Origin of the sequence: Mycobacterium sp. MOTT36Y (assembly GCF_000262165.1) — a bacterium.
Classification (GTDB): domain Bacteria; phylum Actinomycetota; class Actinomycetes; order Mycobacteriales; family Mycobacteriaceae; genus Mycobacterium; species Mycobacterium intracellulare.
On sequence record NC_017904.1, the window covers coordinates 2,994,686 to 3,020,754 of the forward strand.

25 protein-coding genes are annotated in these 26,069 nt (G+C 68.5%); 15 read left to right on the forward strand and 10 right to left on the reverse strand.

Annotated features, from left to right (window positions below):
- Positions 1-12: 12 nt before the first annotated feature.
- On the reverse strand, positions 13-2,259 hold the full coding sequence (locus tag W7S_RS13765) for a molybdopterin-dependent oxidoreductase (protein WP_041297858.1): 2,247 nt from the start codon (positions 2,257-2,259) through the stop codon (positions 13-15).
- A gap of 91 nt (positions 2,260-2,350) precedes the next feature.
- Complete coding sequence (locus W7S_RS13770) at positions 2,351-2,584, reverse strand: CsbD family protein (RefSeq protein WP_008257209.1); 234 nt, start codon at positions 2,582-2,584, stop codon at positions 2,351-2,353.
- Between the two features lie 271 nt (positions 2,585-2,855).
- Here W7S_RS13770 and W7S_RS13775 point away from each other — a divergent pair, with 271 nt between their 5' ends.
- The 3 genes from W7S_RS13775 (at position 2,856) to W7S_RS13785 (ending at position 5,846) form a co-directional block, all read left to right on the forward strand.
- Entirely contained in the window at positions 2,856-3,314 is a 459-nt protein-coding gene (locus W7S_RS13775; RefSeq protein WP_014711752.1) for a nuclear transport factor 2 family protein, read from the forward strand.
- A 184-nt stretch (positions 3,315-3,498) separates the two neighbouring features.
- Entirely contained in the window at positions 3,499-4,896 is a 1,398-nt protein-coding gene (locus W7S_RS13780) for a wax ester/triacylglycerol synthase family O-acyltransferase (protein WP_014711753.1), read from the forward strand.
- A gap of 53 nt (positions 4,897-4,949) precedes the next feature.
- On the forward strand, positions 4,950-5,846 hold the full coding sequence (locus tag W7S_RS13785) for an alpha/beta fold hydrolase (protein WP_369751687.1): 897 nt from the start codon (positions 4,950-4,952) through the stop codon (positions 5,844-5,846).
- 13 nt (positions 5,847-5,859) lie between these two features.
- On the opposite strand, the gene W7S_RS13790 is transcribed toward W7S_RS13785, so the two are convergent.
- The 5 genes from W7S_RS13790 to W7S_RS13810 are packed head-to-tail and all read right to left on the reverse strand — an operon-like array spanning position 5,860 to position 10,452.
- Positions 5,860-6,369 carry a nuclear transport factor 2 family protein gene (locus W7S_RS13790; RefSeq protein WP_014711755.1) on the reverse strand — a complete coding sequence of 170 codons (510 nt, stop codon included), beginning with the start codon at positions 6,367-6,369 and terminating at the stop codon, positions 5,860-5,862.
- A gap of 30 nt (positions 6,370-6,399) precedes the next feature.
- Entirely contained in the window at positions 6,400-7,191 is a 792-nt protein-coding gene (locus W7S_RS13795) for an SDR family oxidoreductase (protein WP_014711756.1), read from the reverse strand.
- A gap of 8 nt (positions 7,192-7,199) precedes the next feature.
- On the reverse strand, positions 7,200-8,045 hold the full coding sequence (locus W7S_RS13800; protein WP_014711757.1) for a mycofactocin-coupled SDR family oxidoreductase: 846 nt from the start codon (positions 8,043-8,045) through the stop codon (positions 7,200-7,202).
- Positions 8,042-8,845, reverse strand: a complete 804-nt coding sequence (locus tag W7S_RS13805; RefSeq protein WP_014711758.1) for a mycofactocin-coupled SDR family oxidoreductase — start codon at positions 8,843-8,845, stop codon at positions 8,042-8,044. Before W7S_RS13805 ends, W7S_RS13800 begins: the two co-directional genes overlap by 4 nt.
- Positions 8,842-10,452 carry an NAD(P)/FAD-dependent oxidoreductase gene (locus W7S_RS13810; RefSeq protein ID WP_014711759.1) on the reverse strand — a complete coding sequence of 537 codons (1,611 nt, stop codon included), beginning with the start codon at positions 10,450-10,452 and terminating at the stop codon, positions 8,842-8,844. Before W7S_RS13810 ends, W7S_RS13805 begins: the two co-directional genes overlap by 4 nt.
- Positions 10,453-10,582: 130 nt before the next feature.
- Between W7S_RS13810 and W7S_RS13815 the strand changes: the two genes are divergently transcribed.
- The 6 genes from W7S_RS13815 (at position 10,583) to W7S_RS13840 (ending at position 16,458) form a co-directional block, all read left to right on the forward strand.
- Positions 10,583-10,861, forward strand: a complete 279-nt coding sequence (locus tag W7S_RS13815; protein WP_008257233.1) for a 2Fe-2S iron-sulfur cluster binding domain-containing protein — start codon at positions 10,583-10,585, stop codon at positions 10,859-10,861.
- Positions 10,862-10,951: 90 nt separating this feature from the next.
- Positions 10,952-12,136, forward strand: coding sequence for an acyl-CoA dehydrogenase family protein (locus tag W7S_RS13820; RefSeq protein WP_014384844.1), 1,185 nt, complete (start codon positions 10,952-10,954; stop codon positions 12,134-12,136).
- 10 nt (positions 12,137-12,146) lie between these two features.
- Positions 12,147-13,064, forward strand: a complete 918-nt coding sequence (bphC, locus tag W7S_RS13825; RefSeq protein WP_014711760.1) for a biphenyl-2,3-diol 1,2-dioxygenase — start codon at positions 12,147-12,149, stop codon at positions 13,062-13,064.
- On the forward strand, positions 13,028-14,527 hold the full coding sequence (locus W7S_RS13830) for an FAD-dependent oxidoreductase (RefSeq protein ID WP_050989386.1): 1,500 nt from the start codon (positions 13,028-13,030) through the stop codon (positions 14,525-14,527). Before bphC ends, W7S_RS13830 begins: the two co-directional genes overlap by 37 nt.
- 165 nt (positions 14,528-14,692) lie before the next feature.
- On the forward strand, positions 14,693-15,538 hold the full coding sequence (locus W7S_RS13835; RefSeq protein WP_008257242.1) for an IclR family transcriptional regulator: 846 nt from the start codon (positions 14,693-14,695) through the stop codon (positions 15,536-15,538).
- The gene (locus W7S_RS13840) at positions 15,535-16,458 is read left to right on the forward strand and encodes an alpha/beta hydrolase (protein ID WP_014711762.1); all 924 of its coding nucleotides are present in this window, start codon (positions 15,535-15,537) and stop codon (positions 16,456-16,458) included. The genes W7S_RS13835 and W7S_RS13840 overlap by 4 nt, the downstream gene beginning before the upstream one ends.
- On the opposite strand, the gene W7S_RS13845 is transcribed toward W7S_RS13840, so the two are convergent.
- Positions 16,435-17,673, reverse strand: a complete 1,239-nt coding sequence (locus W7S_RS13845; protein ID WP_014711763.1) for an NADH:flavin oxidoreductase — start codon at positions 17,671-17,673, stop codon at positions 16,435-16,437. The two genes, W7S_RS13840 and W7S_RS13845, sit on opposite strands and share 24 nt — an antisense overlap.
- A gap of 99 nt (positions 17,674-17,772) precedes the next feature.
- Here W7S_RS13845 and W7S_RS13850 point away from each other — a divergent pair, with 99 nt between their 5' ends.
- Positions 17,773-18,120, forward strand: a complete 348-nt coding sequence (locus W7S_RS13850) for a hypothetical protein (protein ID WP_041298236.1) — start codon at positions 17,773-17,775, stop codon at positions 18,118-18,120.
- Entirely contained in the window at positions 18,113-18,739 is a 627-nt protein-coding gene (locus W7S_RS13855) for a Dabb family protein (RefSeq protein ID WP_014711765.1), read from the forward strand. The genes W7S_RS13850 and W7S_RS13855 overlap by 8 nt, the downstream gene beginning before the upstream one ends.
- Here the strand turns inward: W7S_RS13855 and W7S_RS13860 are convergent.
- Together W7S_RS13860 and W7S_RS13865 are read right to left on the reverse strand one after the other, a co-directional pair.
- On the reverse strand, positions 18,736-19,626 hold the full coding sequence (locus W7S_RS13860; RefSeq protein WP_014711766.1) for an SDR family oxidoreductase: 891 nt from the start codon (positions 19,624-19,626) through the stop codon (positions 18,736-18,738). The two genes, W7S_RS13855 and W7S_RS13860, sit on opposite strands and share 4 nt — an antisense overlap.
- Positions 19,623-21,560 (reverse strand): NAD(P)/FAD-dependent oxidoreductase, encoded by a 1,938-nt coding sequence (locus W7S_RS13865; RefSeq protein WP_014711767.1) that lies wholly within the window; start codon positions 21,558-21,560, stop codon positions 19,623-19,625. The genes W7S_RS13860 and W7S_RS13865 overlap by 4 nt, the downstream gene beginning before the upstream one ends.
- Before the next feature lie 93 nt (positions 21,561-21,653).
- Here W7S_RS13865 and W7S_RS13870 point away from each other — a divergent pair, with 93 nt between their 5' ends.
- The 4 genes from W7S_RS13870 (at position 21,654) to W7S_RS13885 (ending at position 26,068) form a co-directional block, all read left to right on the forward strand.
- A complete protein-coding gene (locus W7S_RS13870) occupies positions 21,654-23,252 on the forward strand; it encodes an acyl-CoA synthetase (RefSeq protein ID WP_014711768.1) in 1,599 nt (532 codons plus the stop codon).
- A 98-nt stretch (positions 23,253-23,350) separates the two neighbouring features.
- Complete coding sequence (locus W7S_RS13875) at positions 23,351-24,496, forward strand: acyl-CoA dehydrogenase family protein (protein ID WP_036428924.1); 1,146 nt, start codon at positions 23,351-23,353, stop codon at positions 24,494-24,496.
- Entirely contained in the window at positions 24,493-25,518 is a 1,026-nt protein-coding gene (locus tag W7S_RS13880; RefSeq protein ID WP_014711769.1) for an acyl-CoA dehydrogenase family protein, read from the forward strand. The genes W7S_RS13875 and W7S_RS13880 overlap by 4 nt, the downstream gene beginning before the upstream one ends.
- Before the next feature lie 70 nt (positions 25,519-25,588).
- Complete coding sequence (locus W7S_RS13885; RefSeq protein ID WP_008257259.1) at positions 25,589-26,068, forward strand: nuclear transport factor 2 family protein; 480 nt, start codon at positions 25,589-25,591, stop codon at positions 26,066-26,068.
- Position 26,069 lies beyond the last annotated feature (1 nt).

Genomic DNA, 26,069 nt, shown 5'->3' on the forward strand with positions numbered 1-26,069 from the left:
CCGCCGGCTTCCTCAAAGCGCTTGCGCGGGACGGAATCTGGCTTGATCGTCGATGATCGTCACCGGGATGCCGTTGAGCACCCCGTTGCCGGACGGCTGGTCGACGAACGTCGGCGGGGACAGCACGTTGGTGTTCGCGCCCGGTGAGCCGTTGGCCACCGTCATGCGGGTGCCCGGCTTGCCGTGTCCCCAGCCGTGTGGCATCGAGACCACGCCCGGCTTGATGGCGTCGGTGATCTCCACGGGAACCCTGATCTCGCCGGCCTCCGATTTCACCGTCACGATGTCGTTGTCGGCGACGCCGCACCGGGCCGCATCGTCGGGGTGGATCAGCAACGTGCACCGGTCCTTTCCCTTCATCAGCGCGGGCACGTTGTGCAGCCAGGTGTTGTTCGAGCGCAGGTGCCGGCGGCTCACCAGGACCAGCGGTTCGGCGGGGCGCTCCATGCGCGCGGCCAGCCGGGGCAGGTCGTCGAGCAGGTACTGCGGTGCGAGCCGGATCTTCTTGTCGGCGGTGCCGAGGATGTCGGGCAGCTGGGGGACCATGGGCCCGAAGTCGATTCCGTTCGGGTTGGCCTTGAGCGTGTCCAGCGTGAGCCCGCCCGGATTCTTGCCGTACTGGTCGCCGAAGGGCCCGGTGCGCAGGGTGAGGTCGAGCATCCGCTCCGGCCCGCCGTGCTCGTAGAGCTTGCGGATCTCCGCGCCGTCGAGCCCGCGGGTGAAGGCCAGGTAATCGAAGAAGCCGTCGTCGATCGCCGCAACGTCGACGTCCTCGGCGGGCGTGCCGGTGCACAGTCCGGTCAGCCGGATCAGGATCTCCCATTCGTGCGGGCGATCGCCCGGATCGAACACGGGCGCCGAGTAATTCGCGATGCTGTGAATCGCGAAGAGCAGGATCAGATCGTCGTGATGCGGCTGCTCCAGCGGCGACAGTCCGGGCAGGATCACATCAGCGTGCCGTGTGGTCTCGTTGAGCCAAAGGTCAACGGAGATCATCGCCTCCAGGATCGGCAGCACTTCGTCGAGCTTGTCGCCGCCGGGGGTGGACAGCACCGGGTTGCCCGCGACCGTGATGAGCGCCTTGAGTTGGCCGTCGCCCGGGGTGGCGATCTCTTCGGCCATGCACGACACCGGCGCCTGGCCGAGAACTTCCTTGGCGCCGCGCACGCGGGTGTGCCAGCGGCCGAATTCCGGTGCGCCGCCCTCCAATCCGGGCAGGGGCTGCGTGGTGATCGACCAGGCGGCCGGCCTGGGGAACATGGCGCCGCCGGGGGTGTCGAAATGACCGGTCAGGATGTTGACCACGTCGACGAGCCAGCTGGCGAGGCTGCCGAATTCCTGGTTGCACAACCCGATTCGTCCGTAGACCACCGATTTGTCGGTGCCGGCGAGTTCGCGGGCCAGCCGGCGGATCCGGTCTTCGCCGATGCCGGTGACGGCGCCGACGCGCTCCGGTGGCCAGTCCGCGACGGCCCGCCGAAGGGTGTCCAGCCCATCGAGGTGGCCGGCGAGGTCCGGACCGGGACGGGCGAGGCCTTCGGCGAAGAGGGTGTGCGCGACCGCCAGCAACAGCGCCGCGTCGGTCCCGGGCACGATGGGAAGCCACTCGTCGGCGCGCGCGGCGGTCGGGGTGCGCACCGGGTCGATCACGATGACCTTGCCGCGCTTGCGGATCGCGTCGATCAGGCCCATCACGTTGGGCGCTGCCAGCAGTGAGCCCTGCGATGCGGCAGGATTGGCGCCCATGATGACCAGCAGGTCCGTGCGTTCGATGTCGGGCACCGGGAAGTTCCACCAGAGTCCGTACATCAGGTGCGAGGACAGGTTCTTCGGCCATTGGTCGACCGTGCCCGGCGAGTAGGTGATCGGCAGCCCGGACATGCCCATCAACACGCCCGCGTAGCGGGCGAGCGAGAACGAGTGCGCCAGCGGGTTACCGGTGTAGGCGGTCACCGCGCCGATTCCGTATTTGTCGATCACCGGCGTCAGCAACTCGGTGCAGCGCCGGAACGCCGCGTCCCAGCTGACCTCCTGCCACCGACCGTCGACCTTGATCATCGGCTCGCGGATGCGGTCCGGGTCGTCGTGCAGGGCGGCCAGCGATGTGCCCTTGGGGCACAGGTGCCCGCGGCTCCAGACGTCGTCGCGGTTGCCCCTGATGCCGGTGACACGGCCGTCATCGACCTGAATTTCCAAGCCGCACATAGCTTCACACAACGGGCAGGTGCGCAGGTGCCTACCGTCTTCGCCGGGTTTCATCCACCCACTGTATTGCGCTACCGCCCGTAGCGGAAGTGGTGACAGCGGCGGTGGCCCGGACACCACGTGACCGGGCCACCGCCGGCTGTCACTACTGTTCGGCCTTCTGGCGAGCTTCGTTGATATCGGCGGCCTTTCGGGCGCTTTCGGCCTCGGCCTCCTTCTGGGCGGCCTCGCGCTGCGCATCGGCCTTGTCCTGTTGGGCCTGGCCTTCGCGCATCAGGTCGTCGCGTCCGGCGACCGCCCCGGCGACTTCCTTCACCTTGCCCTTGACGCCCTCGACGACGCCTTCGATGGCTTCCTCGGGACCGCTCTTGTCCGACATACGTACTCCCCTCCTTGTCGTGCGTCTTGCTCAGCGTTTATTGCCCAGCCGATCGGTTCCCAAAACCTTCGACGGGAGTCGCCTTCGCCATAGCGCCGACGCGTCGGGGGGGTCGCCGCGCAAGGACCGCCGGCCGTTGTATCCAATTCCCTTGCGGTTCAGGGTGTTTGACAATACCCCGCCGACACGACGCCGGAATGTCCCGGCCGCATCGGTTACGCTGAGGCCCGATATCGCTGCACCCCGGTCAGCGGCGGGAGGAACCATAACAGTGGAAACGTGGGAACTGGTGGCCCGTGAGCAGATCCGCGACACCTTGGCGCGCTACAACTGGTCCGGCGACGCGGGCGCGCTCGACGGCCTCGCGGAGACGTTCTGTCCGGACGGCGTGCTCGAGATCCGCGGGTTCGACCCGCTGCGCGGGCGATCGGCGATCGCGGAATTCCTGGGCGGCGTCACCGGAAAGGTCGCCGTCGATGCCGATGTCACTGCCGACGTCACTGGCGGCGTCAAACCGATTGTGCGCCATAACGTCGCGAACGTGTTGTTCACCGAAGTGACACCGGACGAGGCGCGCGTCAAGTCGTACTTCACCGTCGTCACCCACATCGGGCTCGACCATTGCGGCCGCTACCGGGACGTCCTGGTGCCCGAGGGTGGCGCCTGGCTGATCAAGCACCGGCGGGTGTCCACCGACTGGGCAGCGCCCGACTCGGCGATGGCCCGCTAGCCCTCGCAGAACGCGGTCCCGATCCGCGTCCGGCGCAATGTTTGCCGGAAGCCCCGCAGTGGCTATAGAAAGACCGTCACGCAACAAATCGCGGTCGCCCCGATCGTGGATCCCCCACGAGCGTTGGGATGACCGCTGGTCATGTGACCAGCGGTCCAGAGCCGCACACAGGAGACGAGCGGGTATGCAGCGACTCAGTGGGCTAGACGCGTTCTTTCTGTACCTCGAATCACCGACACAGCCGCTGAACGTTTGCTGCGTCCTGGAGCTCGACCCCGCGACCATGCCCGGCGGCTACGATTTCGCGCGCTTTCGTGAGGCGCTCGCGGAGCGGGTGGACGCCGTCCCGGAATTCCGCCTCAAGCTGGCCGACAACCAACTGAACTTCGACCATCCGGTCTGGGTGGACGACGACCGGTTCGATCTGGGACGCCACCTGCACCGTGTCGCGCTACCCTCGCCGGGCGGGCGCGAAGAACTTGCGGAAATCTGCGGCCACGTCGCCGGCCTGGCGCTCGATCGCGATCGTCCGCTGTGGGAAATGTGGGTGATCGAAGGGCTGCGTGGCGGGGACGCGCTGTCCGTCGTCCTCAAGGCCCACCACGCGGTGGTCGACGGTGTGGGCGGAGCCAACCTGCTCGCGCAACTGTGCGGCCCCACCCCCGACGGCCCGCCGCCGCCGGAACCGGGCGCCCGCGCCGGCGCGGCGAACCCGCTGCAGATCGCAGCCGGCGGTCTGATCGGGGCGGCGTTGCGGCCGTGGCGCCTGGCCAGGGTGGTGCCTGCCACGGCACTGACGCTGGCACAAACGGTCCTGCGCGCCCGCGGCGGCGGCCACACGATGGCGGCCCCGTTCGCGGCGCCGCCCACGGCGTTCAACGGCCGCTTCACCCGACGCCGCAACATTGCCCTGGCGAGCGTGGACCTCGAGGACGTCAAAACCGTGAAACAGCGGTTCGGGGTGACCGTCAACGACGTGGTGACGACGATGTGCGCGGGGGCGCTGCGGCAGTACCTTCTGGACCGCGACGCCCTGCCGGATATTCCGATGGTCGCCAGCGTGCCGATGTCCGTCCGCGGCAAGTCATCTCGACCGGCCCGCAATCAGATGACCTGGATGCTGTGCCGGCTGGAAACCCACATCGCCGACCCCGCCGAACGCCTCACCCGCATCGCCGGCGGGAACGCCGCGGCCAAGGACCACGCCGCCGCGATGGGACCGACCCTGCTGCAGGACTGGACTCAGGTGGCCGGGCAGACCATGTTCGGCGCCGCGATGAAGCTGCTGCCCCGCATACCGCTGCCCGAGAAGCCGCCGCACAACCTGGTGATGTCGAACGTGGCCGGGCCGCGAGACCAGCTCTACTTCTTGGGTTGCCGGCTCGACGCGATGTACCCGCTCGGTCCGATCATCGCCGGCGCCGGGCTCAACATCACCGTGATGTCGCTGGGCCGCCGTCTCGGCGTCGGCATCATTTCCTGCCCCGACCTCGTGGCCGACCTCTGGGACCTGGCCGACGCATTCCCCGTCGCCCTCAAAGAGCTGATGAATGCGAGCGCGCCGGTCCGCGGCCGAACCTGACCGCCGCCCGTTCAGCGGAACCCCATCTCCCCTCGGCGCCGCGGCATGGCAGGGTGACACCCGTGGCAGACACTTCTCGACAGCCTCTCGCAGAGCAAGACCTGCGTGAAATCGGCACGGAAAAGGGCGCTTTGCGCTACTACGACACTGGGGACAGCGGGGCCCCCGATTCCGCACCGGTGCTGCTGTTCCTGCACGGGTCCGGGCCCGGGGTCACCGGGTGGCGCAACTTCCGCGGGGTGCTGCCGGCCTTCGCCGAGCGATTCCGCTGCCTGATCCTCGAATTCCCCGGGTTCGGGGTCAGCGACGACTTCGGCGGACACCCGATGGTCACCGCGTTCGGCACCGTCGCGCCCTTGCTGGACGCGCTCGGCGTCGCCAAGGTGCACATCGTGGGCAACTCGATGGGCGGCGGTGTGGGCATCAACTTCGCCACCCACAATCCCGAGCGCGTCGGTCGGCTGGTGACCATCGGCGGGATCGGCACCAACATCTTCAGCCCCAGCCCCAGCGAGGGCATCCGGCTGCTGCAGGAATTCGTCGAGGACCCGACGCGCCAGCGCCTGGTCGACTGGCTCAAGTCGATGGTCTACGACCAGGGGCTGGTCACCGAGCAGCTGATCGAGGAGCGCTGGCAGCTGGCCACCGACCCCGACACCCTGGCCGCGGCGCGGCGCATGTACGGCAAGGCGGCGTTCGCCGGGATGAACGCCGCGCTGGCCGCCTCCGACCGGCCGCTGCCGTGGGCGACCATGCACAAGCTCACCGCGCCCACCCTGCTGACCTGGGGACGCGACGACCGGGTGAGCCCGCCCGACATGGCCCTGATCCCGATGCGCACCATTCCCAACGCGGAGCTGCACATCTTCCCGAACTCGGGGCATTGGGCGATGATCGAGGCCAAGGAGGCCTTCGAAAGCACTGTGCTGGCGTTCCTTTCGCGCGGCTAGCGCGGGACCGTCCTCAATCCACGTCTCCCCCGGCGCCCAATGTCGGTGCCGGTGCACCCGCCAGGCCCGCGGTGAGCAAGGCGTGGGCCCCGGGATTGCCATCGAGGACGCGGCTCGTACGCTTGGTGATCCGCCAACGGTTCTCGATGCGCCGCAACTCGAAATGGTTTGCCGTGCAGCGCCATACGCGATAACTCTCGCCGTCACGCACGAGAACCAGCGATTCGCTGACCGCCACCGCCGAATCCCCCGCGACCGTCACGACCGCCGGTCCGACGAAGTGGCAGCAACCACCACCCACCAGCTTCTGATGGGAGGCCGAGCTGACCATGTCGCGCACGTCGGCCCGGCTGTGCATCTGCCAACCCTCGACGTCGTAGCCGCCATCGGTCGCCCAGAGCCGCGCCGCGGCGTCGGCGTCCCCCGCGTCCACCGCCGGACCGTAGGACGCGATCAATCGGGCGATATCGCGTTCGTCCTCGAGTCGGCACAGCCGCGTCAACAGTTCGTCGGCGTCGATCACCGCTGATCTCCTTCCAGTTCACCGAGCGCATCATTTCCGGCCCAGGAGTTCCTGCACGGCTCTGTGCGCGCCCAACACGATCGCGGCGCGGTCCGGCCCGCTACCCCGGTGCACCGCGGCCGCGTTGCCGCCCGCGATGAACACCGGGCCGTTGGCCAGGTTCTCCAACCCCTCGCGGGCCACGTCGGCCGGTTCGGACACCGACAGCCCCGGCACGTCGAAGTTCAGGCCGACCCGGGCCATCGCCGGCGTGCGGGTCACGCCCAGCACCAGTTCCAGCACGTCGACGCCGTGCTCGCGCAGCTCCAGCCACAGGCTCTCGGCGAAGAGGCGGCTGAAGGCCTTCACGCCGGTGTAGACCGATTGGCGCATCGAACCGTGGGTCGCCGCCATCGAGCCGACCACCAAAATGCCGCCCCGGCCGCGGGACCGCATCGGCCGCGCAAAGTGCTGCACGAGTTGCAGCATCCGCGTCACGTTGAGGTCGATCACCCGGCCGAAGTCGCTGAGCTCGGCGTCCAAAAACGGCTCGCTGCAGGTGTTGGCGCCGGCGTTGTAAATCAACAGGCCGACCTCGATGTCCGCGGTCTGCGCGGTGATTCGCGCGACCGCGTCGGGGTCCAGCAGGTCTATGGCCAACGTGCGCACCTGTGCGCCGATCTCGCGGCACTGCCGCGCCGTGTCCTCCAGCGGTCCCGGCTTGCGAGCGATCAGCACCAGATCGAACCCGTCACCGGCCAATTGCTGTGCGAACTCGGCGCCCACCCCTTCCGAGCCGCCGGCGATCACCGCCCACGGCCCGTACTTCGCGATGTCGGTCACGGATCCTCCTATCTCTGGGTGGCGCCCGCGTCGACGGGCAAGGTGATCGCGGTGATGTAGCGCGCCTCATCGGAGGCGAGGAACAGCGCGGCGTTGGCGACGTCGACGGGGTCGATCCACGGCACCGCGAGCATGTTCATCGAACGCGCGGCGTCGGCGAATTCGGCACGCGTGGGCGGGCGGTCCAGGTCCGGGCGAAAGGCGCTGCTGACGACGTCGTTCTGGATCATTGGTGTGTCGACGTTGGTCGGGTTGACGCAGTTGACCCGGACATGGTGCGGCGCAAGCTCGTTCGCCAACGAGCGCATCAAGCCGACCACGCCGTGTTTGGCGGCCGTGTAGTGCGCGACCCCGACCAGGCCGCGCAGCCCGGCGATCGAGCTCGTCAGGATCACCGACCCGGCGCCGCGCGCGATGAGGTGGGGCGCGCCGGCGCTGCAGGTGTGCCAGACCCCGGTGAGGTTGACGTCCAGCATGGTGCGCCACGCGTTTTCGTCCAGCTCGACCGCCATGCCGCGCGACGTGATTCCCGCGGTCGCGCACACCACGTCCAATCCGCCGAACCGTGCGGCGCCGCGGTCGGTGGCGGCCTGCATGCCGGCGAGGTCGCGCACGTCGACGATCTCGGTGTGCACCCGGCCGCCGGCCTCGCGGACCAGCGATGCGGTGGTGTCGAGGTCGTCTGGCGTGCTGTGCGGCACGAGCACCGTGTCGATCGGGCCGCACACGTCCAACGCCACGACGTCGGCGCCCTCCTGGGCGAAGCGCACCGCCTGCGCGCGACCGATCCCCCGCGCGGCGCCGGTGATCAGGGCGACCTTGCCTTCGAGTCGCCCGCCGCGCGCCGCCCTCATGTCGTCTTCTGGGTCAGACCGGCGTCGACGACGAGCTGGGTGCCGGTGATGTAGCGGGCCTCATCCGAGGCCAGGAACAGCACGGCGTTGGCGATGTCGACGGGCTCGACCCACGGCACCGGAAGCAGGTTGCGGGCCCGCAGCACCTCGGCGGCGTCGGCCTCCGTCGGGTTTTCCAGGTCCGGTCGCAGCCGCCGAAAAGTGGCCTCGTTGAGCACCATTGGGGTCGCGACGGGGCCTGGGTGCACGGTGTTGACCCGAATGCCGCGGGGCCCGAGCTCGTTGGCCAGCGTGCGGGCCAACCCCACCACCGCGTGCTTGCTGGCCGTGTAGTGGGCGGTGTTGGGCAGACCGCGAAGGCCGCTGGTGGAGCTGATGATGACGACGGAGCCGCCGTCACTACCGATATGCGGCACCCCGGCCCTGACGGTGTGCCAGACGCCGGTGAGGTTGATGTCCAGTGTGCGCTGCCACACCAGCGGATCCAGTTCCCACGACGGCGCGCCCGGCAGGTGGACGCCGGCGTTGGCGACGATGGTGTCGAGGCGGCCCAGCTCGGCGATGCCGGCATCGATGGCGGCGGTGACGGCCCCGAGGTCGGTGACGTCGGCCAGCCCGGTCACGCAGCGCCGACCGCGATCCGCGACTTTCTCTGCGGTTTCGGCCAACTCGTCCGCCACGGCCGGGGCGTCGAGCGCGATCACGTCGGCGCCCTCGTCGGCGAACCGCTGGCAATGCACCCGGCCGGTTCCCTTGGCGGCGCCGGTGACGACGACGACCGTGTCCCGTAGACCCGTCATCGTTCGATGAGATCGAAGCCGCGGTAGCCGGCGTCGGCGACCTCGGCGCAGATGTCGTTATAGGTCGCGAAGCCCCCGACGAACAGCATGAAACCCCGGGGCTTTCCCGGCACGTTCGCGCCCATGTACCACGAGTTCGCCTTGGTGAACAGCGTCGTCTCGGCCCGACGGGCGCATTCGGCGCCCCAGCCGTCCACGCTGTCGACGCCTGCTTCGATCGCGGCGTAGCCGTGCTCGTCGAGGAACGCGATGGCGTCGGCGATCCAGTTCACCTGGGCTTCGGCGTGCAGCACCATGTTCGCCAGCACGGCGGGCGCTCCTGGGCCCGAGATCAGGAACAGGTTGGGGAAGCCGTCGACGCCCAGCCCCAAGTAGGTGCGGGGTCCGTGCGCCCAGTCGTCGCGCAGGGCGGTGCCGCGGCGCCCGACGATATCGATCCGGCCCAGCGCCCCGGTCATCGCGTCGAAACCCGTTGCCAGCACGATCATGTCGACGTCGTAGTGGGTCCCGGTCGTGTTGATGCCGGTGGTGTCGACGGATTCGATGGGCGTGGCGCGGACGCTGATCAGCGACACGTTCGGGCGGTTGAAGGTCTGAAAATAATTGCTGTCGGTGCAGATTCGCTTGGTGCCGATGGGATGGTCGTTGGGGATCAGGAGGTCGGCGACGGCCGGATCGTCGATGACGGCCCGGACCTTCTCCTCGTAGAATCGGCGGGCCTCTTCGTTGGCCTCCAGATCGGTCATCTGGTCCGGGAAGGTCTTCGAGAACAGCACACCGCCGAGCTGCCAACGCTTTTCGAAGGCCGCTCGGCGCTCCTCGGGCGTGAACTGCATCGTGGGCTTCGGCGCGGTGATGTGGGGTGAGCCGCCGCCGCTGCGCCACGACAGCGCGCGTCGCTGGGCATATTCCGCCTTGATTTCGTCGAGCTCTTCGGCCGACAGCGGCCTGTTGCCCGCCGGCACGCTGTAGTTGGGTGTGCGCTGAAAGACGTAGAGGTGTGCGGCCCGCTCGGCGATGATCGGAATCGATTGAATGCCGGAGGATCCGGTGCCGATCACGGCCACCCGCTTGGCCGTGAAGTCGACGGGGTCCTGCGGCCATTGCGCGGTGTGGTAGATCTCGCCGGCGAAGGTGTCCAGGCCGTCGAAGTCCGGGGTCAGCGCGGCCGACAACGGACCGGTAGCCATGAGACAGAACCGCGCCGAGATCGTCTGGCCGGCATCGGTGGTGATCGTCCAGCGCAGCGTCGTCTCGTCGAGCGTCGCGGAGACCACGCGGGTGCGCAGCGCGATGTCGCGGCGCAGGTCGAGTTTGTCGGCGACCCAGTTCAGGTACGCCAGGATCTCGGCCTGTGTGGCGTAGCGTTCGGTCCAGTTCCATTCCTGCTGCAGTTCGTCGGAGAACGAGTAGCAGTAGTCGACGCTCTCGACGTCGCAGCGCGCGCCGGGATACCGGTTGTAGTACCAGGTCCCGCCGATCTCGGGCGCGGCTTCCAGGACTCGCACCGAAAGCCCCTGGCCGCGCAGCTTGTGCAGGGCGTACAGGCCGGCGAACCCCGCGCCGACCACGACCACATCGAGAGCCTGTTCGCCGGGATCGTTCACAACCAGTCACGGTAAGGCCTGCGGGATCGCGCACCGCTCCCCCTCCCGGTCACCGGACGCCGGGGGCGCATCTTCCCGGCCACCGGGCAGCTGGGTTCGCCCTGCCGTCTGGATCGCTCACGATCGGCGGATGCCGCAAGTCGCGCGCGTCGACGTCGAGCTGGACGGTCGACGCCATCATTTGTGCTGGCCCCACGGGCAGACGCTGGTCGAGACATTGCTCGAGGCGGGCATCGCCGTGCCCCACTCGTGCCGGGAGGGCCGCTGCGGCTCGTGCGTGGCGACCGTGGTCGCGGGCGAGGTCGACATGGTTCCGTGCGACGTGTTGGACGCCGACGATCTCGAGGAGGGCCTGATTCTGGCCTGCCAGGCGCGGCCCGCGGGCACCGATGTTCATGTCGAATTTTGACCGCGTTGTGTCCGCTCATCGGGATTTACTTTGGGACGGGTCGGGACTGCGGTAGACCATTACTAAGCACCCACACGTAAGGACAACGATATGAGCGACCGGGTACTGGACCGGGTAGTGGCCATGGCCGATCAGCTGCGCGAACAGGCCGCGGAGGCCGAGCAACTCGGCCGGCTCACCGACGACACCGTCAAGCTGATGAAGGGCGCCGGGCTGATCCGGCTGCTGCAGACCAAGCAGTATCAGGGCTTCGAGGTCCACCCCCGCGAGTTCGCCGAGACGACGATGGCCACCGCGGCGCTCGATCCCGCGGCGGGCTGGATCGTCGGCGTGGTGGGCGTGCACCCCTACCAGCTCGCCTACGCCGACCCGAAGGTGGCCGCCGAGATCTGGGCCGACGACGTCGACACCTGGATGGCGTCGCCCTACGCGCCGCAGGGCGTGGCCAAACCGGTCGACGGCGGCTACCTGTTCAACGGGCGCTGGCAGTTCAGTTCGGGCACCGACCATTGCGACTGGATCATCCTGGGCGCCATGCTCGGCGACGAGAAGGGCATCCCGTTGATGCCGCCGCAAATGCTGCACATGATCCTGCCGCGCAAGGACTACGAGATCGTCGAGGACTCGTGGAATGTGGTGGGGCTGCGCGGAACCGGCTCCAAGGACGTCATCGTCAAAGACGCGTTCGTCCCGACCTACCGGACCATGGACGCGGCGAAGGTGATGGACGGCACCGCCCAGCGCGAGGCCGGCATGACCGAGCCGCTGTACCTGATGCCGTGGTCGACGATGTTCCCGCTCGGCATTTCGGCGGCCACCATCGGCATCGCCGAGGGGGCGCTGGCCGCGCACCTCGATTACCAGCGCGGCCGGGTGGGCGCCACCGGGACCGCGATCAAGGACGACCCCTACGTGATGCACGCGATCGGCGAGGCTGCCGCCGACATCAACGCCGCCCGCCAGGAGCTGCTGGCCAACGCCGACCGCATCTACGACATGGTCGCCGCGGGCAAGGAGGTGTCGTTCGCCGACCGCGCGGCCGGGCGCCGCACGCAGGTTCGCGCGGTGTGGCGCGCGGTCTCCGCCGTCGACGAGATCTTCGCCCGCTCCGGCGGCAACGCGGCCCGGATGGACAAACCGCTGCAACGGTATTGGCGTGACGTGCACGTCGGCCAGATGCACGCCATCCATGTGCCGGGCACCACGTACCACGCGGCGGCGCTGAGTTCGATCGGCATCGACCCGCCCGAAGGCCCGCTGCGGGCCTTGATCTGAGGGGTTTTCAATGTCTGACCTGAAAAGCCTTGGCTACATCACGGTTTCGACCTCAGACATCGAGCGTTGGCGCCATTTCGCGTTCGGTGTGCTGGGATTCGCCGAAGGGAAAGGACCCCAAAACGGCGATGCGTCCGCGCTGTACTTGCGGATGGACGAACGCGCGGCCCGGATCATCGTCGTCCCCGGCGAGGTTGACCGGGTGATCACGGTCGGCTGGGAAGTGCGTGACCACCAGGCGCTGCAACGGGTCAAGGCCGCCCTGGACGGCGCCGGTGTCGGTTTCAAGGAACTGTCCGTCCAGGAGGCCGACGCCCGCCGCGTCGAAGAGGTGATCACCTTCGAGGATCCGGCCGGCACCACGCTGGAGGTGTTCCACAGCGCGGTGCTCGACCACAGCCCGGTGATCACCCCGTTCGGCGCGAAGTTCGTGACGGGCGACCAGGGTCTGGGCCACGTCGTCGTGCCGGCGACCGATTTCAACGGCGTCGTCGACTTCTACACCGAGGTGCTCGGTTTCCGGTCTCGTGGCGCGTTCCGGGTGCCGCTGCCCGCCGAGTTCGGACCGATCCGGGTGCGGTTCCTCGGCATCAACGCGCGCCATCACAGCCTGGCGATCTGCCCCGCCGCCCAGCAGCGCGACCCCGGGCTGGTGCACGTCATGGTGGAGGTGGACACCCTCGACGCCGTCGGCCAGGCGCTCGACCGCGTCAACGCCGATGGCTTCACCGTCGCGTCCACGCTGGGCCGGCACACCAACGACAAGATGGTGTCCTTCTACGTCCGCGCGCCCGGCGACTGGGACATCGAATTCGGCACCGACGGGATGCGGGTCGACGAAACGTATTACACCGCAGAGGAAATCACCGCCGACAGCTATTGGGGCCACGAGTGGATTCCGGAACCACCCGCGGCCATGCGCATGTGATCGCCGAATCTGACGTGACGCCGGTGGCGGCGTCGTCGATCACGTCGTGGGACGCCGAGGCCGACGTCGTCATCGCCGGCTATGGGATCGCGGGCGCCGCGGCGGCGGTGGAAGCCGCCCGATCCGGCGCCGACGTCCTGGTGCTCGAGCGCACCGGATCCTGGGGCGGCGCGGCATCGATGGCGGGCGGATTCATCTACCTCGGGGGCGGCACGCCGCTGCAAAAGGCTTGCGGCTTCAGCGATTCGGTCGACAACATGGCGGCGTTCCTCAACGTCGCGATGGGCCCCGGCGCCGACGAGGCCAGGATCGCCGACTATTGCGCCGGCAGCGTCGCCCACTTCGACTGGCTGGTGGGCTGCGGCGTCCCGTTCAAGGCGGAGTTCTTCTCCGAGCCGGGCTGGGAGCCCATGGGCGACCAGGGGTTGATGTACAGCGGCGGCGAAAACTCCTATCCGTTCAACACGATCGCCTCCCCCGCCCCGCGCGGGCACGTCCCGCAGATGCAGAACAAGAAGCAGGGCGAAGCGAGTGCGGGCTACATGCTGATGAAGCCCCTCGTCGAAACGGCCACCGCCGCCGGGGCGCGGGCCCTCTACGACGTGCGGGTGCAGCGGCTGATCACCGAATCCGACGGCCGGGTGGTGGGCATCTGCGCCCGCCAGTACGGCAACGACATGACGATCCGGGCGCGCCGCGGGGTCGTGCTGGCCACCGGCAGTTTCGCCTACAACGACGCGATGGTGGCGCGCTACGCGCCGCGCATCGCGGGGCGGCCGGCCGCGTCGATCGAGCAGCACGACGGGCAGGCGATCCGGATGGCGCAGGCGCTGGGCGCCGACCTGGCGCACATGGACGCCACCGAGGTCGCGATCTTCGTCGACCCCCAGCAGCTGGTGCGCGGCATCCTGGTCAACGGGCGCGGTCAGCGCTACGTCGCCGAGGACACCTATCCGGGCCGGATCGGCCAGCTCACGCTGTACCAGCAGGACAACGTCGCGTACCTGATCATCGACGGTGACGCACAGGAGGAGGCGGAGGCCTCGTGGTCGCCGAAGCTGATGCTTCGCCCGGCGACCTGGGTGGCCGACACCGTCGCGGACCTCGAGCGCGACATGGGCCTGCCGCCCGGTTCGCTGCAGGCCACCGTGGCGGCCTACAACGCGGGCGCCGCGCGCGGCGAGGATCCGCTGCTGCACAAGAAATCCGAGTGGATCAAGCCGATCGGATCGCCGGTCGGCGCGATCGACCTGCGGGAAAGCACCGGCGGCTTCACCCTGGGCGGGCTGGCGACCACGCTGGCCGCCGAGGTGCTGCACGTCAGCGGCGCGCCCATACCCGGGCTGTTCGCCGCCGGCCGGTGCACCGCCGGCCTGGCCGCGTGGGGCTACGCCAGCGGCGTCTCGCTCGGTGACGGCAGTTTCTACGGCCGCCGCGCCGGGCGCTCGGCCGCCAAGGCCTGAATTACTCCCGCGAGCAGACACAAAAGCACCCGCACGCCCGGCGTGTCGGGGGCTTTTGCGTCTGTTCGGCGAGATTCGCGACACGTGCCCTGAGCGTTGTGACAGCGACCACAAGGGTATGGTAGAACTATATTCCTAATAGGAATATGCCAGCCAGGAGGACATATGGCCGCGCCCGTCGAAACCCCCACCGCGGTGATCGACCGCATCTCGCTGGTCCTCGATGCGTTCGACGGCCCGGGGCGGCTGACGCTGGCGCAGATTGTGCGGCGCACCGGCTTGCCGCGCTCGTCGGCGCACCGGATGCTCGAGCGATTGGTTCAGCTCCGGTGGCTGCGCCGCAGCGGCCGTGACTACGAGCTCGGCATGCGGCTCGTTGAGCTCGGCTCGCTGGCCGTGCACCAGGATCGTCTGGTGCGCGCGGCAACCCCGCTGTTGGCGGAATTGCACCGGGCCACCGGGCTCGTCGTTCACCTGGCGGTGCTGGACGGCTCCGACGTCGTCTACCTCGACAAGGTCGGCGACCGCATGATCGGCGCAATCCCCACCCGGGTCGGAGGCCGTCAACCGGCCCACTGCACCGCCGTCGGCAAGGCGATCTTGGCCTATCGCGACGAGCAGACCGACATCGATCTGGGGACTCGCCTGACTCGATACTCGATTTCCCGCCCTTCGCAACTGGCAGCGGAACTGGCCAAGGTCAGGGCGCACGGCGTCGCCTTCGAACGCGAGGAATCCCTGCTCGGGTTCGGTTGTGTCGCAGCCCCTATCGGCGGACCCGGTGAGGCCCAGGACGTCATGGCCGCCGTGTCGGTGTGCGGTCCGTTGAATCGCGTGACGCTCGACCAGCGGCTTGCCGCTCCGGTGCGAATGACCGCGATGGGCATCTGGCGCAACGTGGAGGGCGGCCCGCAGCGGGTTGCTCCGACGCTGCAACCACTGCGGCCGTTGCTGCCCATGCGGCCGCAGCATCCGGTGCCCACGCAGCGACCCGCCCTGCAATACGCGTGAGTCTCGACCCCCAGATCGCTGCGATCATCGAGCAATTGGATAGTGGGTTTCCACCCGTTCACGAGATGAGCGGCGCCGAGGCCCGAGCGCTCATCCGGTCCAGGGTGGTGCCGGCGGCGCAACCCGAACCCGTCGCCGAGGTCGCCGATCGCCTCATCGAGGGTCAGGGCGGCCCGATCCCCGTCCGGGTCTACCGGCCCGAAGCGGACGGACCACTCCCCCTCGTCGTGTATGCCCACGGCGGCGGGTTCGTGTTCTGCGACCTGGACAGTCACGACGGCCTGTGCCGCAGTCTCGCCAACCTTGTTCCCGCCGTTGTTGTTTCGGTCGACTATCGGTTGGCGCCGGAGAACTCCTGGCCGGCGGCCGCCGAAGACGTGTACACCGCGACGTGCTGGGCCCACGACAATGCCGCCTCGCTCGGGGCCGACCCCGGACGCCTGGTCGTGGGCGGCGACAGCGCCGGCGGCAATCTGGCCGCGGTGACCGCGATCATGTCTCGCGACCGTGGCGGCCCGGCTCCGGCAGCGCAGCTGCTGCTGTACCCGGTGATCGCGGCTGATTTCGGCGCGGAGTCCTACCGGCTGTTCGGCCGGGGCTACTACAACCCCGAGCCGGCGCTGCGGTGGTACTGGGACTGTTATGTGCCATCGTGCGACGACCGTGCGCACCCTTATGCCACGCCGCTGAACGCCGACCTGCGTGGGCTGCCGCCCGCCGTGGTGGTGATTGCCGGCCACGATCCGCTGCGCGACGAGGGATTGGCCTTCGCCGCCGCGCTCGAAACGGCCGGCGTGCCCACGGTGGGATTGCGTTACGAGGGCGGGATCCATGGGTTTATGACGATGCCGATGCTCGACATCGCGCACCGGGCGCGCACCGAGGCGACCGCCGCCCTAACCGATCTGTTGCGCCGGTAGTTCGTTGGCGGGCAACGCCTCCGCCGCACCGTAGCGTTGCCGCGGATCGAGCACGCAATGGGTCCGCCCGAACACGGTGACCATGCACTTGTTGTTGTGAGTGCACCGGCTGCGTGTGGCCGGATCGGCGATCATGGCGGAGACCAGGCCGGGTTCGCGGAGCAGCGCCCGCCCCATCGCCACGAAATCGAAGCCTTCGCGCATCCCGGTCTCGACGTGCTCGCGATTGGTGATGCCCCCCAGCAGGATCAGCTTGGTGTTGCGCATGACCGGGACGAACTGGCGGGCATTCTCCAGCATGTAGAGGTCGCGGTAGGGGTAGTCGCCCATCGCCCATTTTCCGATGAAGCGGATCCCGGTGCGCATCGGCTGCGGCATGACCCGGGCGAATTCCCTGACCGGGACGTCGCCGCGAAATAGGTACATGGGCTTGAAAACCGAAGAGCCCTGGGTCAATTCGATCGCATCCAGCACGGCGTCGGCATCGAGCAGCGCCGCGGTGCGCAACGCTTCGTCGACCCAGATGCTGCCGGGTACGCCGTCGTCCATGTCAAGCTTGGCCGTCACGGCGATGCGGTCACCGATCTCGTCGCGCACCCGCCGGGCGATCTGGCGGCAGAACCGTGACCGGTTGTCGATGTCGCCGCCGTATTCATCCTTGCGCCGGTTGATCAACGGACTCAAAAACGAGCTCGGCAGGTACAGATGGCCGAAATGCAGTTCCACGGCGTCGAAACCCGCGTCGGCCGCCACCCGGGCGGCGGCGCCGAACTGGTCGATCACCCGCGCGATTTCCGCGCGGGTGATCTCGCGGCAATAACCCATCGACGCGGGGTTGATGAACCTGCTCGGCGCCATGGGCGTGACGCCGGTCAGCTTCTTCTGCGCCACCACACCGGCATGACCCAGCTGGGCCGAGATCGCGGCCCCGTCGTGGTGGACCGCGTCGGTCAGCTTCCGCAGACCCGGGAGGGCAGCCGCGCTCATCACGATCTGTCCGGGTGCGCTGGCACCCTCGGGGGCCACACAGCAATACGCGGCGGTCGTCATGCCGACGCCGCCGCGCGCGAAGGCGCGGTGGAAGTCGATCAGATCATCGGTAACCAGGCCCCGCGGCGATCGGCCTTCGGACGTCGCAGCCTTGATCACCCTGTTGCGCAGCGTCACCGGCCCGAGGACGGCGGGGGCGAAGGGGTCGGGCTGCGCGGCGTTCATCCGGCCACCCTTACCTCGCACCCGGAGACGGTCAACGGGAGCTTCCCGGTGGTCGGGAGCCCGCCACGCCGCCGCGCGCCGATGCCCTACGGTCGGCTGATGGCCGACGGTGAAGTCTTCGTGATCGACCGCGTGGTGACCCGGCCCGGATGTGCGCGGCAATTCATCGACACCTACCTGAACGAATACGCGCCCGGTGCGCGCGAACGGGGCATGACGTTGCGCGACATCCTGGTGAGCCCACCCATCTGGCTCGCCGACGACGCCAACGTCATCACCGCGACCTGGACGCTACCCAGCGCGCGGGCGTGGTGGGAAATGACCTGGAAAGGCCGACCGGATCCGACGCTGGGCGAATGGTGGTCGCGGATCGGCGAATTGGTGTCGGAGCGGTCCCGGTCCTTCGCCGCGACCGCCGACGACGTCGACGGGCTCTGCGATGTATAGCGTCACCCGGCTGATCGATGTCGCCGAGCCCGACCGCGACCGGATTCTCGACGAGTTGCGCGGGGCTATCGGTGCCGAGGCGCCACTGCGCTCGGTCGTGCAACCGACGCTGCCCGGATCGCGCAACGGGGGCGACGTCCTGGTGCATCTGAGGTTCGCCACCCAGGACCAATGTGACCGCGCGACAAATGATCTCGCCGCCATACTGGCTGACCCCTCGGTCGGCCGGGTCAACGGCGCCGGCTACGCGGGCACGCCCGTTCGCTGCGGCGAGAAGCCCGGCACGGTCTACCGGACGCTGCTGCTGCGCGTGCAGCCGGACACACCCGAAGCCACCATCGCCCGGTTCGAGCGCGAACTGTCGTCGATGCCGCGGTATCTACCGACGATCCGTGCCTGGCAGCTCAGCCGGGTGACCGCGGCGGTCGGAACCTCCTCGTGGACACACGTATTCGAGCAGGAGTTCGCCGATGTCGAGGCGCTGATGGGGCCCTACCTGATGCACCCGATCCACTGGGCGGTGGTGGACCGCTGGTTCGACCCGGAGACCACCGACGTGATCATCCGTGATCGCGTCTGCCACAGCTTTTGCGCCATCGCCGACCCGGTTCTGATCTAGACACCCGCGGGCAGAATATTCGGGTTGGCGGTCGTCGGCGGCTCTAACGGGGGCAGCACTTCGGTGCCGTCCAGGCTGTGCACCGGCAGTTGCTGCGACCACGGGTAATGCAGGCTGAATGCGACCAGCCCCGTGCGCTCCGCGGCGGGCAAATGACACATGGCCAGCACGGTCTCGGCCAAATACTCCACCGGTTCGGTCGGGAAGGAATCCGGAATCAGTTGCGCGGCACCGGGTGTGCGGACCGCCGTCGACGGGCCGACGCAATTCACGGCGATGTTGGCGTCGAGCAGCTCGGCGGCCACGCCCTGGGTGAACCGGTGCAGAGCGGCTTTCAGGGATGCGTAGATCACGTCGCCGGAGGTCTTGTTGTATTCCCGGTACGGCCGGACCGGGGCCAGGCCCGTGACGGAGCCGATGTTGACGATCCAGCCGGACCCCTGGTGACGCATGTGCGGCACAGCCGCTTTCGTCAGCACGAACGGAACGCGAAGGTAGTGTTCCACCGTACGGTCGAACGTTTCCACACTCATGTCCTCGACCAACGCGTAGTCGGCGAAACCGGCATTGTTGACCAGGATGTCGATGCGGCCCGTGCGGTCGAGGACGGCCTCGACCAAACCGTCGCGCTGCGCGGCGTCCTCCAGCTCGCACGCGACGCCGAACGCCGAGCCGCCGGCGGCCTCGATCGCCTTCACCGTCTCCCCGATGGTGCCGGGCAGGGCGGTGGTCGTTCCGGCTCGCGTCGACACCGAAGACGTGTGCGATCGCGCGGTCACCACCACGGTGGCGCCCTCGGCGGCCAGTCGCTGCGCGATGGCACGGCCGATGCCGCGGCTGCTACCGGTGACCAAAGCCGTTTTGCCGGAAAGCAGACCGTCGCTCATCGAAGCTCGAGGTCCTCTTCGACCGGCGCGCGGTGATCGCGCCAGAAGTCGACGAGGCGGTACGGGAAGGCGATCACAATGCGGCCCCCCGAGCGGTAGTAGGTGTGGGCCGACGGTGTGTGCCGCCACACGGTGCCGGCCATGGTCGCATCGATGCGGTCGACGTATTCTTCATACGCGCGCTGCGTCACCTCCAGGGAGGAGGCGTCGCGCAGCGCCATCAGCTGCAGGCATTCCATCACGTAGTGCACCATCACCTCGACACCGAAGTTGTGCCCGGCGCCGTGTCCCGGGCTGTAGTTGGGGGCCGAGGAAATGAACAGGTTCGGGAATCCCGGCACCATCCCGCCACGGTAGGCCCGGGGCGCGTCGCCCCACTCGTCGGTCAGCTTTTTGCCGTCACGGCCCCGAATATCCACCGTGGAAAGGAAATCCAGGTAGTAGCCGGTTGCGTAGACGATGACGTCGAGGTCGATTTGCCTGCCGTCGGCAGTCACGATTCCCGCCTCGTTGACCCGCGCCGGCTCACTGGCCTCGACGTCGACGTGCTCGCGGGCCAGCGCCGCGTAGTAGCCGCCGGGATCGCGGATGATCCGCTTGCCGTAGGGGGCGAAGTCGGGCGTGACCTTGCGGGCGAGCTCGCTGCCCGCACCGAATACGCGGTCGATGTAATCGAGGCACATCTGCAACAACACGTCGTTGGCCGGCGAGATCGACAGATGCTCGGCCGCCCACTCCTCGTCGTGCAGGATCACCGGATAGTTGTTGTCCGATGTCCCCCAATACGATTTGAGCCGAATCCAGTTGGCGTAGTACGGCAGTCGAGTGCCCAGCCACCGCCGGTAGGCGGGAACATCGTCGGATGCTCGCCGTCGCGGCGCGACCCAGTGCGGCTGGCGTTGGAATACCGTCATGTGTGCGACCTGGTCGACACAGGCGTCGACGATCTGGACCGCGGTGCAGCCGGCGCCGATGATCGCGACCCTCTTTCCCGTGAGATCCAGCTCGGGGTCCCATTGGGCGGAGTGGATGGAGATTCCCGAGAACGTTTCGCGGCCAGGCAGATCCGGCCACCGCGGCCGGTTGAGATACCCGGCGGCCGGGATCACCACATTCGCGTAACTGACGTCGCGGGTTCCATCCGGGCCGACCGAATGGATCTGCCACTGCTGGCGCCGCTCCTCCCACCACAACGCTTCGACCGTCGTACCGAACCGGGTGCGCGTGCGGAGGTCGTTCTTGTTGGCCACCGACACCAGGTAGGCCTGATATTCGGCACCCTGCGGGTAGTAGCTCGACCAGTCGCCGTTGATGTCGCGCGACAGCGAGTAGTACGCCGAGGGCGTGTCTACCCCGATTCCGGGATAGGTGGTGGTGTACCAGGTGCCGCCGACCTCGTCGTTGCGCTCGATGATCTGATAATCGATACCGGCGTCCGCGCACGCGAGAGCGGCGGTGATGCCGGCGATGCCCGCGCCGATGATGACAACCCGGAAGCCCGCGGGAAGCTTTGCGGTGCGCGGCAGCACCGGTTGTGACGGCTGAAACCCGCCCTGCTCGAGGAGCAGCCCGAGGTACTCGGGGGCGATCTCTGCCCCGAGAGCGATGGGGGCGATGCGGGCGAAGAGGTCGAGGTCGTCCGCGGGGAGCGCGTCCGCGCGGCGCGGCTCCCGCAGTGCCGTGACGATCTCGTCGATGAGCGCGGCGGCCGTCTCCGGGTCGGTGACGCCGGCCTGCTCGGGCGGGTCGGGCACATGGGTGATTTTCGGTGCGAATCGTTCGGCGACGGTGGGATCCCCGGTCAGCTGCGCCAGCACGGCGACGAGGACCCCGGGATCCGCCTGACGCAGGTTGGCCCGCAGTTCGTCGACGTCGTCGGGACCCGGGCCCGCCCACCCGGCGCTTTCGGTCGTGAAAGGGACACCAGTGCTCATGCCGATGAGTATCGGCGTGGTCCACTGCGCTTGGCGGACCCCTGCCTACTCAGCGGGACACGGACGGCCCGCCCGCGGGCGTCGGCGCTTACCGTGACCGGCATGCAGTCCGATGACCTCGACGCCATGATCGAACGGGCACGTAGCCATGGACTCGGCGACATCCCCCGGCGTTCGGCCCGCCGGCACCCACACAAGGTCGCGATCATCGACGGTGACGTCGTACTGACATTTGCCGAATTCGACCACCTGGTGGACCGGACCGCGGCAGCCTTGCACGACAGCGGGTTTGGGCCCGGCAGCCGATTAGGGCTCTTGTCACGCAACTGCTGGCAGTACGCCGTGCTGGCATTCGCGACGGCGCGTGCGGGAGTGGTCCTGGTCCCGATCAACTTCATGCTGACCGCCGAGGAGATCGCCTACATCCTCGGCCACAGTCAGGTCGGTGGCCTGGTCGTCGAAGCGGATCTGACACCGACCGCCGAGGAGGCGATTCGGCTCGGTGGGGCGGTCAGGGCCAAGGTCGCCCTGGTGCCGAGGGGACACCAGGGCGTGCCCGGTTGGGCGGATTTCAGCCGGTGGCTGGCCACCGAGACAGCGGCCCCGAGCCCGCACATCGACGACGACCAACCCGTGCGGCTGATGTACACCAGCGGAACCGAATCCCGGCCCAAGGCCGCCATTCACACCAGCCGCAGCCTGATGTGGCAGTACGTCAGCACGATCGTCGCGGGCGAGATGTCGCACGACGACGTCGAGATCCACTCGCTGCCGCTGTACCACTGCGCGCAGCTGGACAACTTTTTGGCCACCGACGTCTACCTCGGCGCCACCAGCATCATCCTGCCGCGGCCCGAGCCCGACGCGGTGTTGCGCACCATCGAGCGCTACCGCGTCACCAACTATTTCGCTCCCCCGACGGTGTGGATCTCGCTGCTGCGCTCACCGGTGTTCGACGAGGTCGACCTGTCCAGCCTGCGCAAGGGCTATTACGGGGCCTCGGCCATGCCGGCGGAAATCCTGCGCGAGATCCGCGAGCGGCTGCCCAACCTACGACTGTGGAACTTCTACGGCCAGACCGAGATGGCGCCGCTGGCCTGCGCCCTGGGACCCGACGAGCAGGACGCGCACGCCGGCTCGGCCGGCCGGCCGGTGCTCAACGTGGACACCGCCATCCTCGGCGACGACGACAACCCGGTCGCCGCCGGCGTGGTCGGCGAGATCGCCCACCGCAGCCCACATTTGACTCCCGGCTACCTCAACGACCCGGAACGCACCGCGGCGGCATTCAAGGGCGGCTGGTTCCACTCCGGCGACCTCGGCTACTTCGACGAACACGGACTGCTGCACGTCGTCGACCGCAAGAAGGACATGATCAAGACCGGTGGCGAAAACGTGGCCAGCCGGGAGGTCGAGGAAATCCTCTACCGGCACCACGGTGTTCAAGAAGTCGCCGTGTTCGGCCTGCCCCACCCGGTGTGGGTGGAGGCGGTGGTGGCCGCCATCGTCCCCCGCGACGGCGCCGTTCTCACCGAGGAAGACCTGTTCTCTCACTGCCGGACGCACCTGGCCGGGTTCAAGACGCCCAAACGGGTCTTCTTTGTGGACGCGCTGCCGAAGAACCCCAGCGGAAAAGTGCTCAAACGCGTGCTGCGCGACCGCTTCAGCCTCGAGCAGCTCGCCCTCAGTTGATCGCGAATCGCCCTCTGCCCGAACAGTGTTCGGCACCGCGAACGCGGCCGCGCCGGTGCCGTCGAGTCGCTGCCGGCCGAGTCACTACAGTTGCCCACATGAGCTCACCTCCGCCCCGTTTGGTGCCGCCCGCCACGGTCGACGCCGCGGCGACCGAGGAGTTGCGCAACGAGGTCCGCGATTTCCTCGCCGACGAACTGGCCGCGGGCGCGTTCACCCCGTCGGTCGACGCCTGGCTGACGGGCTGGGACGAAACTTTCACCGCCGCCCTCGCGGCCCGCGGGTGGCTGGGCATGACCGTGCCGACCGAATACGGCGGGCACGGGCGCTCATTCCTGGAACGGTTCGTCGTCACCGAGGAACTCCTGGCCGCCGGCGCACCCGTGGCCGCGCACTGGATCGCCGATCGCCAGATCGTGCCCTCGCTACTCAAATACGGTACAGAGCACCAGAAGTCGGAGTTCCTGCCCCGGATCGTGCGCGGCGAATGCTTTTTCGGCATCGGGATGAGCGAGCCGGACTCCGGTTCCGATCTGGCCAGCGTGCACACCCGCGCCGCCCGCGTCGACGGCGGCTGGTCGCTCACCGGCACCAAAGTGTGGACGTCGGGCGCCCACCTCGCGCACGCGTTCATCGCGCTCGCACGCACCGCACCGGTGGACCCGGCGAACCGGCACGCCGGGCTGAGCCAGTTCATCGTCGACCTGCGGGGCCCCGGCGTCGAGATCCGGCCGATCGTGTCGATGAACGGCGCCCACCATTTCAACGAGGTGATCCTGGAATCGGCCTTCGTCCCCGACACCATGGTCTTCGGTGAGATCGGCAACGGCTGGCAACAGGTGACCTCCGAGCTCGCCTTCGAACGCAGCGGGCCCGAGCGGTTCCTGTCGACGTTCGTGTTGTTGGAGTCCTGCGCCGACCGCATGGCGTCAAACGCCATCCCGCGCGACCCCGATCTGGGGCGCCTGGTGGCGCGCATCGCCGGCCTACATCAGATGTCCACCGCGGTGGCGGGCGCACTGGAACGGCACGAACCCGCGGACCTGCCCGCCGCGGTCGTCAAGCTGCTGGGCACCACCACCGAAGGCGACATCGCGGAATTCGCCGATCTGCAGGAGGCCCCCGACTCGGCCTTCTCGGACCTGGTGCGCGCGGCCGTCGATCAGCGGCCCGGCTTCACACTGCGCGGCGGCACCAACGAGGTGTTGCGCGGTGTGCTCGCGCGCGGGTTGGGCATCCGATGAGCGCCGGGCCCCCCGTTGACGGCGCCCTCGTCGAGATGATGGACGCGGTGTTCTCCGATTACCGCGACAAGCACCCGCCCGCGGCGACGGTCGAGCGCGACCCCGCCCTGTGGCGGCACCTCGACGAGCTCGGTCTGGTGCGCTTGACGGGTCCGGAAGAGCGCGGCGGCAGCGGGGCAAGCTGGTATGAAGCGGCCGAACTCCTGGCCGGAGCGGCTCGTCACGGGGTCCGAATCCCGTTGGCCGAACACGATTTATTGGCGTGCTGGCTCCTGGAAACGAGCGAAATGCCCTCGGACGACGCGGTTCGGACCGTGTGCGTGCTCGACAAACAGGGAACCGCAACGGCGGTGCCCTGGGCCACTTCCGCCGACCGGATCGTGGTCGTGTGGCGCGCCGAGGGCGGACACCGGATCGCCGACGTCGCCGCCGAGCAGCTCACGATCACCCCGGGCGCCAACCTGATCGGCGAGCCACGCGACACGGTGACCGTCGAGCCGGCGGGCGTGCAGGGCGTCCCGGTCACCGCGGCTCTGCTCACCCAGCTGCGACTGAAAGCCGCACTGGTGCGATCCATCCAAGTCAGCGCCGCCCTGGATCGGATCCTGCGGTTGTGCGTCGACCACGCGGCCGCGCGGGTCCAGTTCGGTCGCCCCCTGGCCAAGTTCCAGGCCGTACAGAACCTGATCGCCGATATCGCCGCCGAGGCCGCGCTCGCCCGCGCGGCGACCGAGGCCGCGCTGCACGCCGGGGTCATCGGTCAATGGTCGGCGCCTGATCTGGAATTCCTTGTGGCCGTAGCGCGTTCGTGCTCCGGGCACGCCGCCTCAGTGGTGGTGCGCAACGCCCACCAGGTGCACGGTGCCATCGGCACGACCCGCGAGCACCGGTTGCACGAGTTCACCCGCGCGGCGCTCGCGTGGCGCTCGGAGTTCGGCTCGGTGCGGTATTGGGACGAGCGGGTCACCGACGCGGCGATGCACGCGAGCGCTGGAGCCCTGTGGGAGCTGATCACCGGCTGAATTCCAGGCCGTGTTCCACTGACCGGGCATCGTCGGTGTCGCCCGGGCCACCGCGGGGTTGACTGGCGCCATGAGCGACGACATCACGCTGCCGGAACTGCAGGAGTTCATCGGCTCCTTCTGGTACCACTACGACGAGGCCCATTACGACGAGCTGGCCGCCAGCTACGCCGAGGACGTGCGCTACCTGACCCGAAGCGATTCGGGCGCAAGCCCTTTCGAAGAGTTGATGTCACCGGACCTCCACAGCCGCGACGCGGTGATGGAATGGCTGTCCGAGCATCGCAAGCAAAGTCCGTACCCGTTGCGCCACCACGCCACCAACGTGCACCGCACCGGTGTAGACGGGGACGTCACCCGCGCCCGCTTCTACATCTTCGTCAACCAGATCGCCAACTTCGTACCGTTCGCGGTGTCCAGCGGGGTGGTCAACGTCGGCGTCCGGCGCGGCACCAACGGGCTGGAATTCACCGAGATGGACGTGATCCTCGATGCCACCAACTCGGTTCTGCTCTCGGAACTGCACGCCGAAAGTGGCGCCGGCGCATAGT

Bases quoted from the DNA above. Each gene is read 5' to 3' on its own strand.
- W7S_RS13805 (WP_014711758.1), bottom strand. From the start codon at position 8,845: ATGACGGGTCTACGGGACACGGTCGTCGTCGTCACCGGCGCCGCCAAG.
- W7S_RS13860 (WP_014711766.1), bottom strand. From the start codon at position 19,626: ATGAGCGACGGTCTGCTTTCCGGCAAAACGGCTTTGGTCACCGGTAGC.
- W7S_RS13885 (WP_008257259.1), top strand. From the start codon at position 25,589: ATGAGCGACGACATCACGCTGCCGGAACTGCAGGAGTTCATCGGCTCC.
- W7S_RS13875 (WP_036428924.1), top strand. From the start codon at position 23,351: ATGAGCTCACCTCCGCCCCGTTTGGTGCCGCCCGCCACGGTCGACGCC.
- W7S_RS13855 (WP_014711765.1), top strand. From the start codon at position 18,113: ATGTATAGCGTCACCCGGCTGATCGATGTCGCCGAGCCCGACCGCGAC.
- W7S_RS13800 (WP_014711757.1), bottom strand. From the start codon at position 8,045: ATGAGGGCGGCGCGCGGCGGGCGACTCGAAGGCAAGGTCGCCCTGATC.
- W7S_RS13865 (WP_014711767.1), bottom strand. From the start codon at position 21,560: ATGAGCACTGGTGTCCCTTTCACGACCGAAAGCGCCGGGTGGGCGGGC.
- W7S_RS13780 (WP_014711753.1), top strand. From the start codon at position 3,499: ATGCAGCGACTCAGTGGGCTAGACGCGTTCTTTCTGTACCTCGAATCA.
- W7S_RS13880 (WP_014711769.1), top strand. From the start codon at position 24,493: ATGAGCGCCGGGCCCCCCGTTGACGGCGCCCTCGTCGAGATGATGGAC.
- W7S_RS13815 (WP_008257233.1), top strand. From the start codon at position 10,583: ATGCCGCAAGTCGCGCGCGTCGACGTCGAGCTGGACGGTCGACGCCAT.
- W7S_RS13845 (WP_014711763.1), bottom strand. From the start codon at position 17,673: ATGAACGCCGCGCAGCCCGACCCCTTCGCCCCCGCCGTCCTCGGGCCG.
- W7S_RS13765 (WP_041297858.1), bottom strand. From the start codon at position 2,259: ATGAAACCCGGCGAAGACGGTAGGCACCTGCGCACCTGCCCGTTGTGT.
- W7S_RS13820 (WP_014384844.1), top strand. From the start codon at position 10,952: ATGAGCGACCGGGTACTGGACCGGGTAGTGGCCATGGCCGATCAGCTG.
- W7S_RS13835 (WP_008257242.1), top strand. From the start codon at position 14,693: ATGGCCGCGCCCGTCGAAACCCCCACCGCGGTGATCGACCGCATCTCG.
- W7S_RS13770 (WP_008257209.1), bottom strand. From the start codon at position 2,584: ATGTCGGACAAGAGCGGTCCCGAGGAAGCCATCGAAGGCGTCGTCGAG.
- bphC (WP_014711760.1), top strand. From the start codon at position 12,147: ATGTCTGACCTGAAAAGCCTTGGCTACATCACGGTTTCGACCTCAGAC.
- W7S_RS13850 (WP_041298236.1), top strand. From the start codon at position 17,773: ATGGCCGACGGTGAAGTCTTCGTGATCGACCGCGTGGTGACCCGGCCC.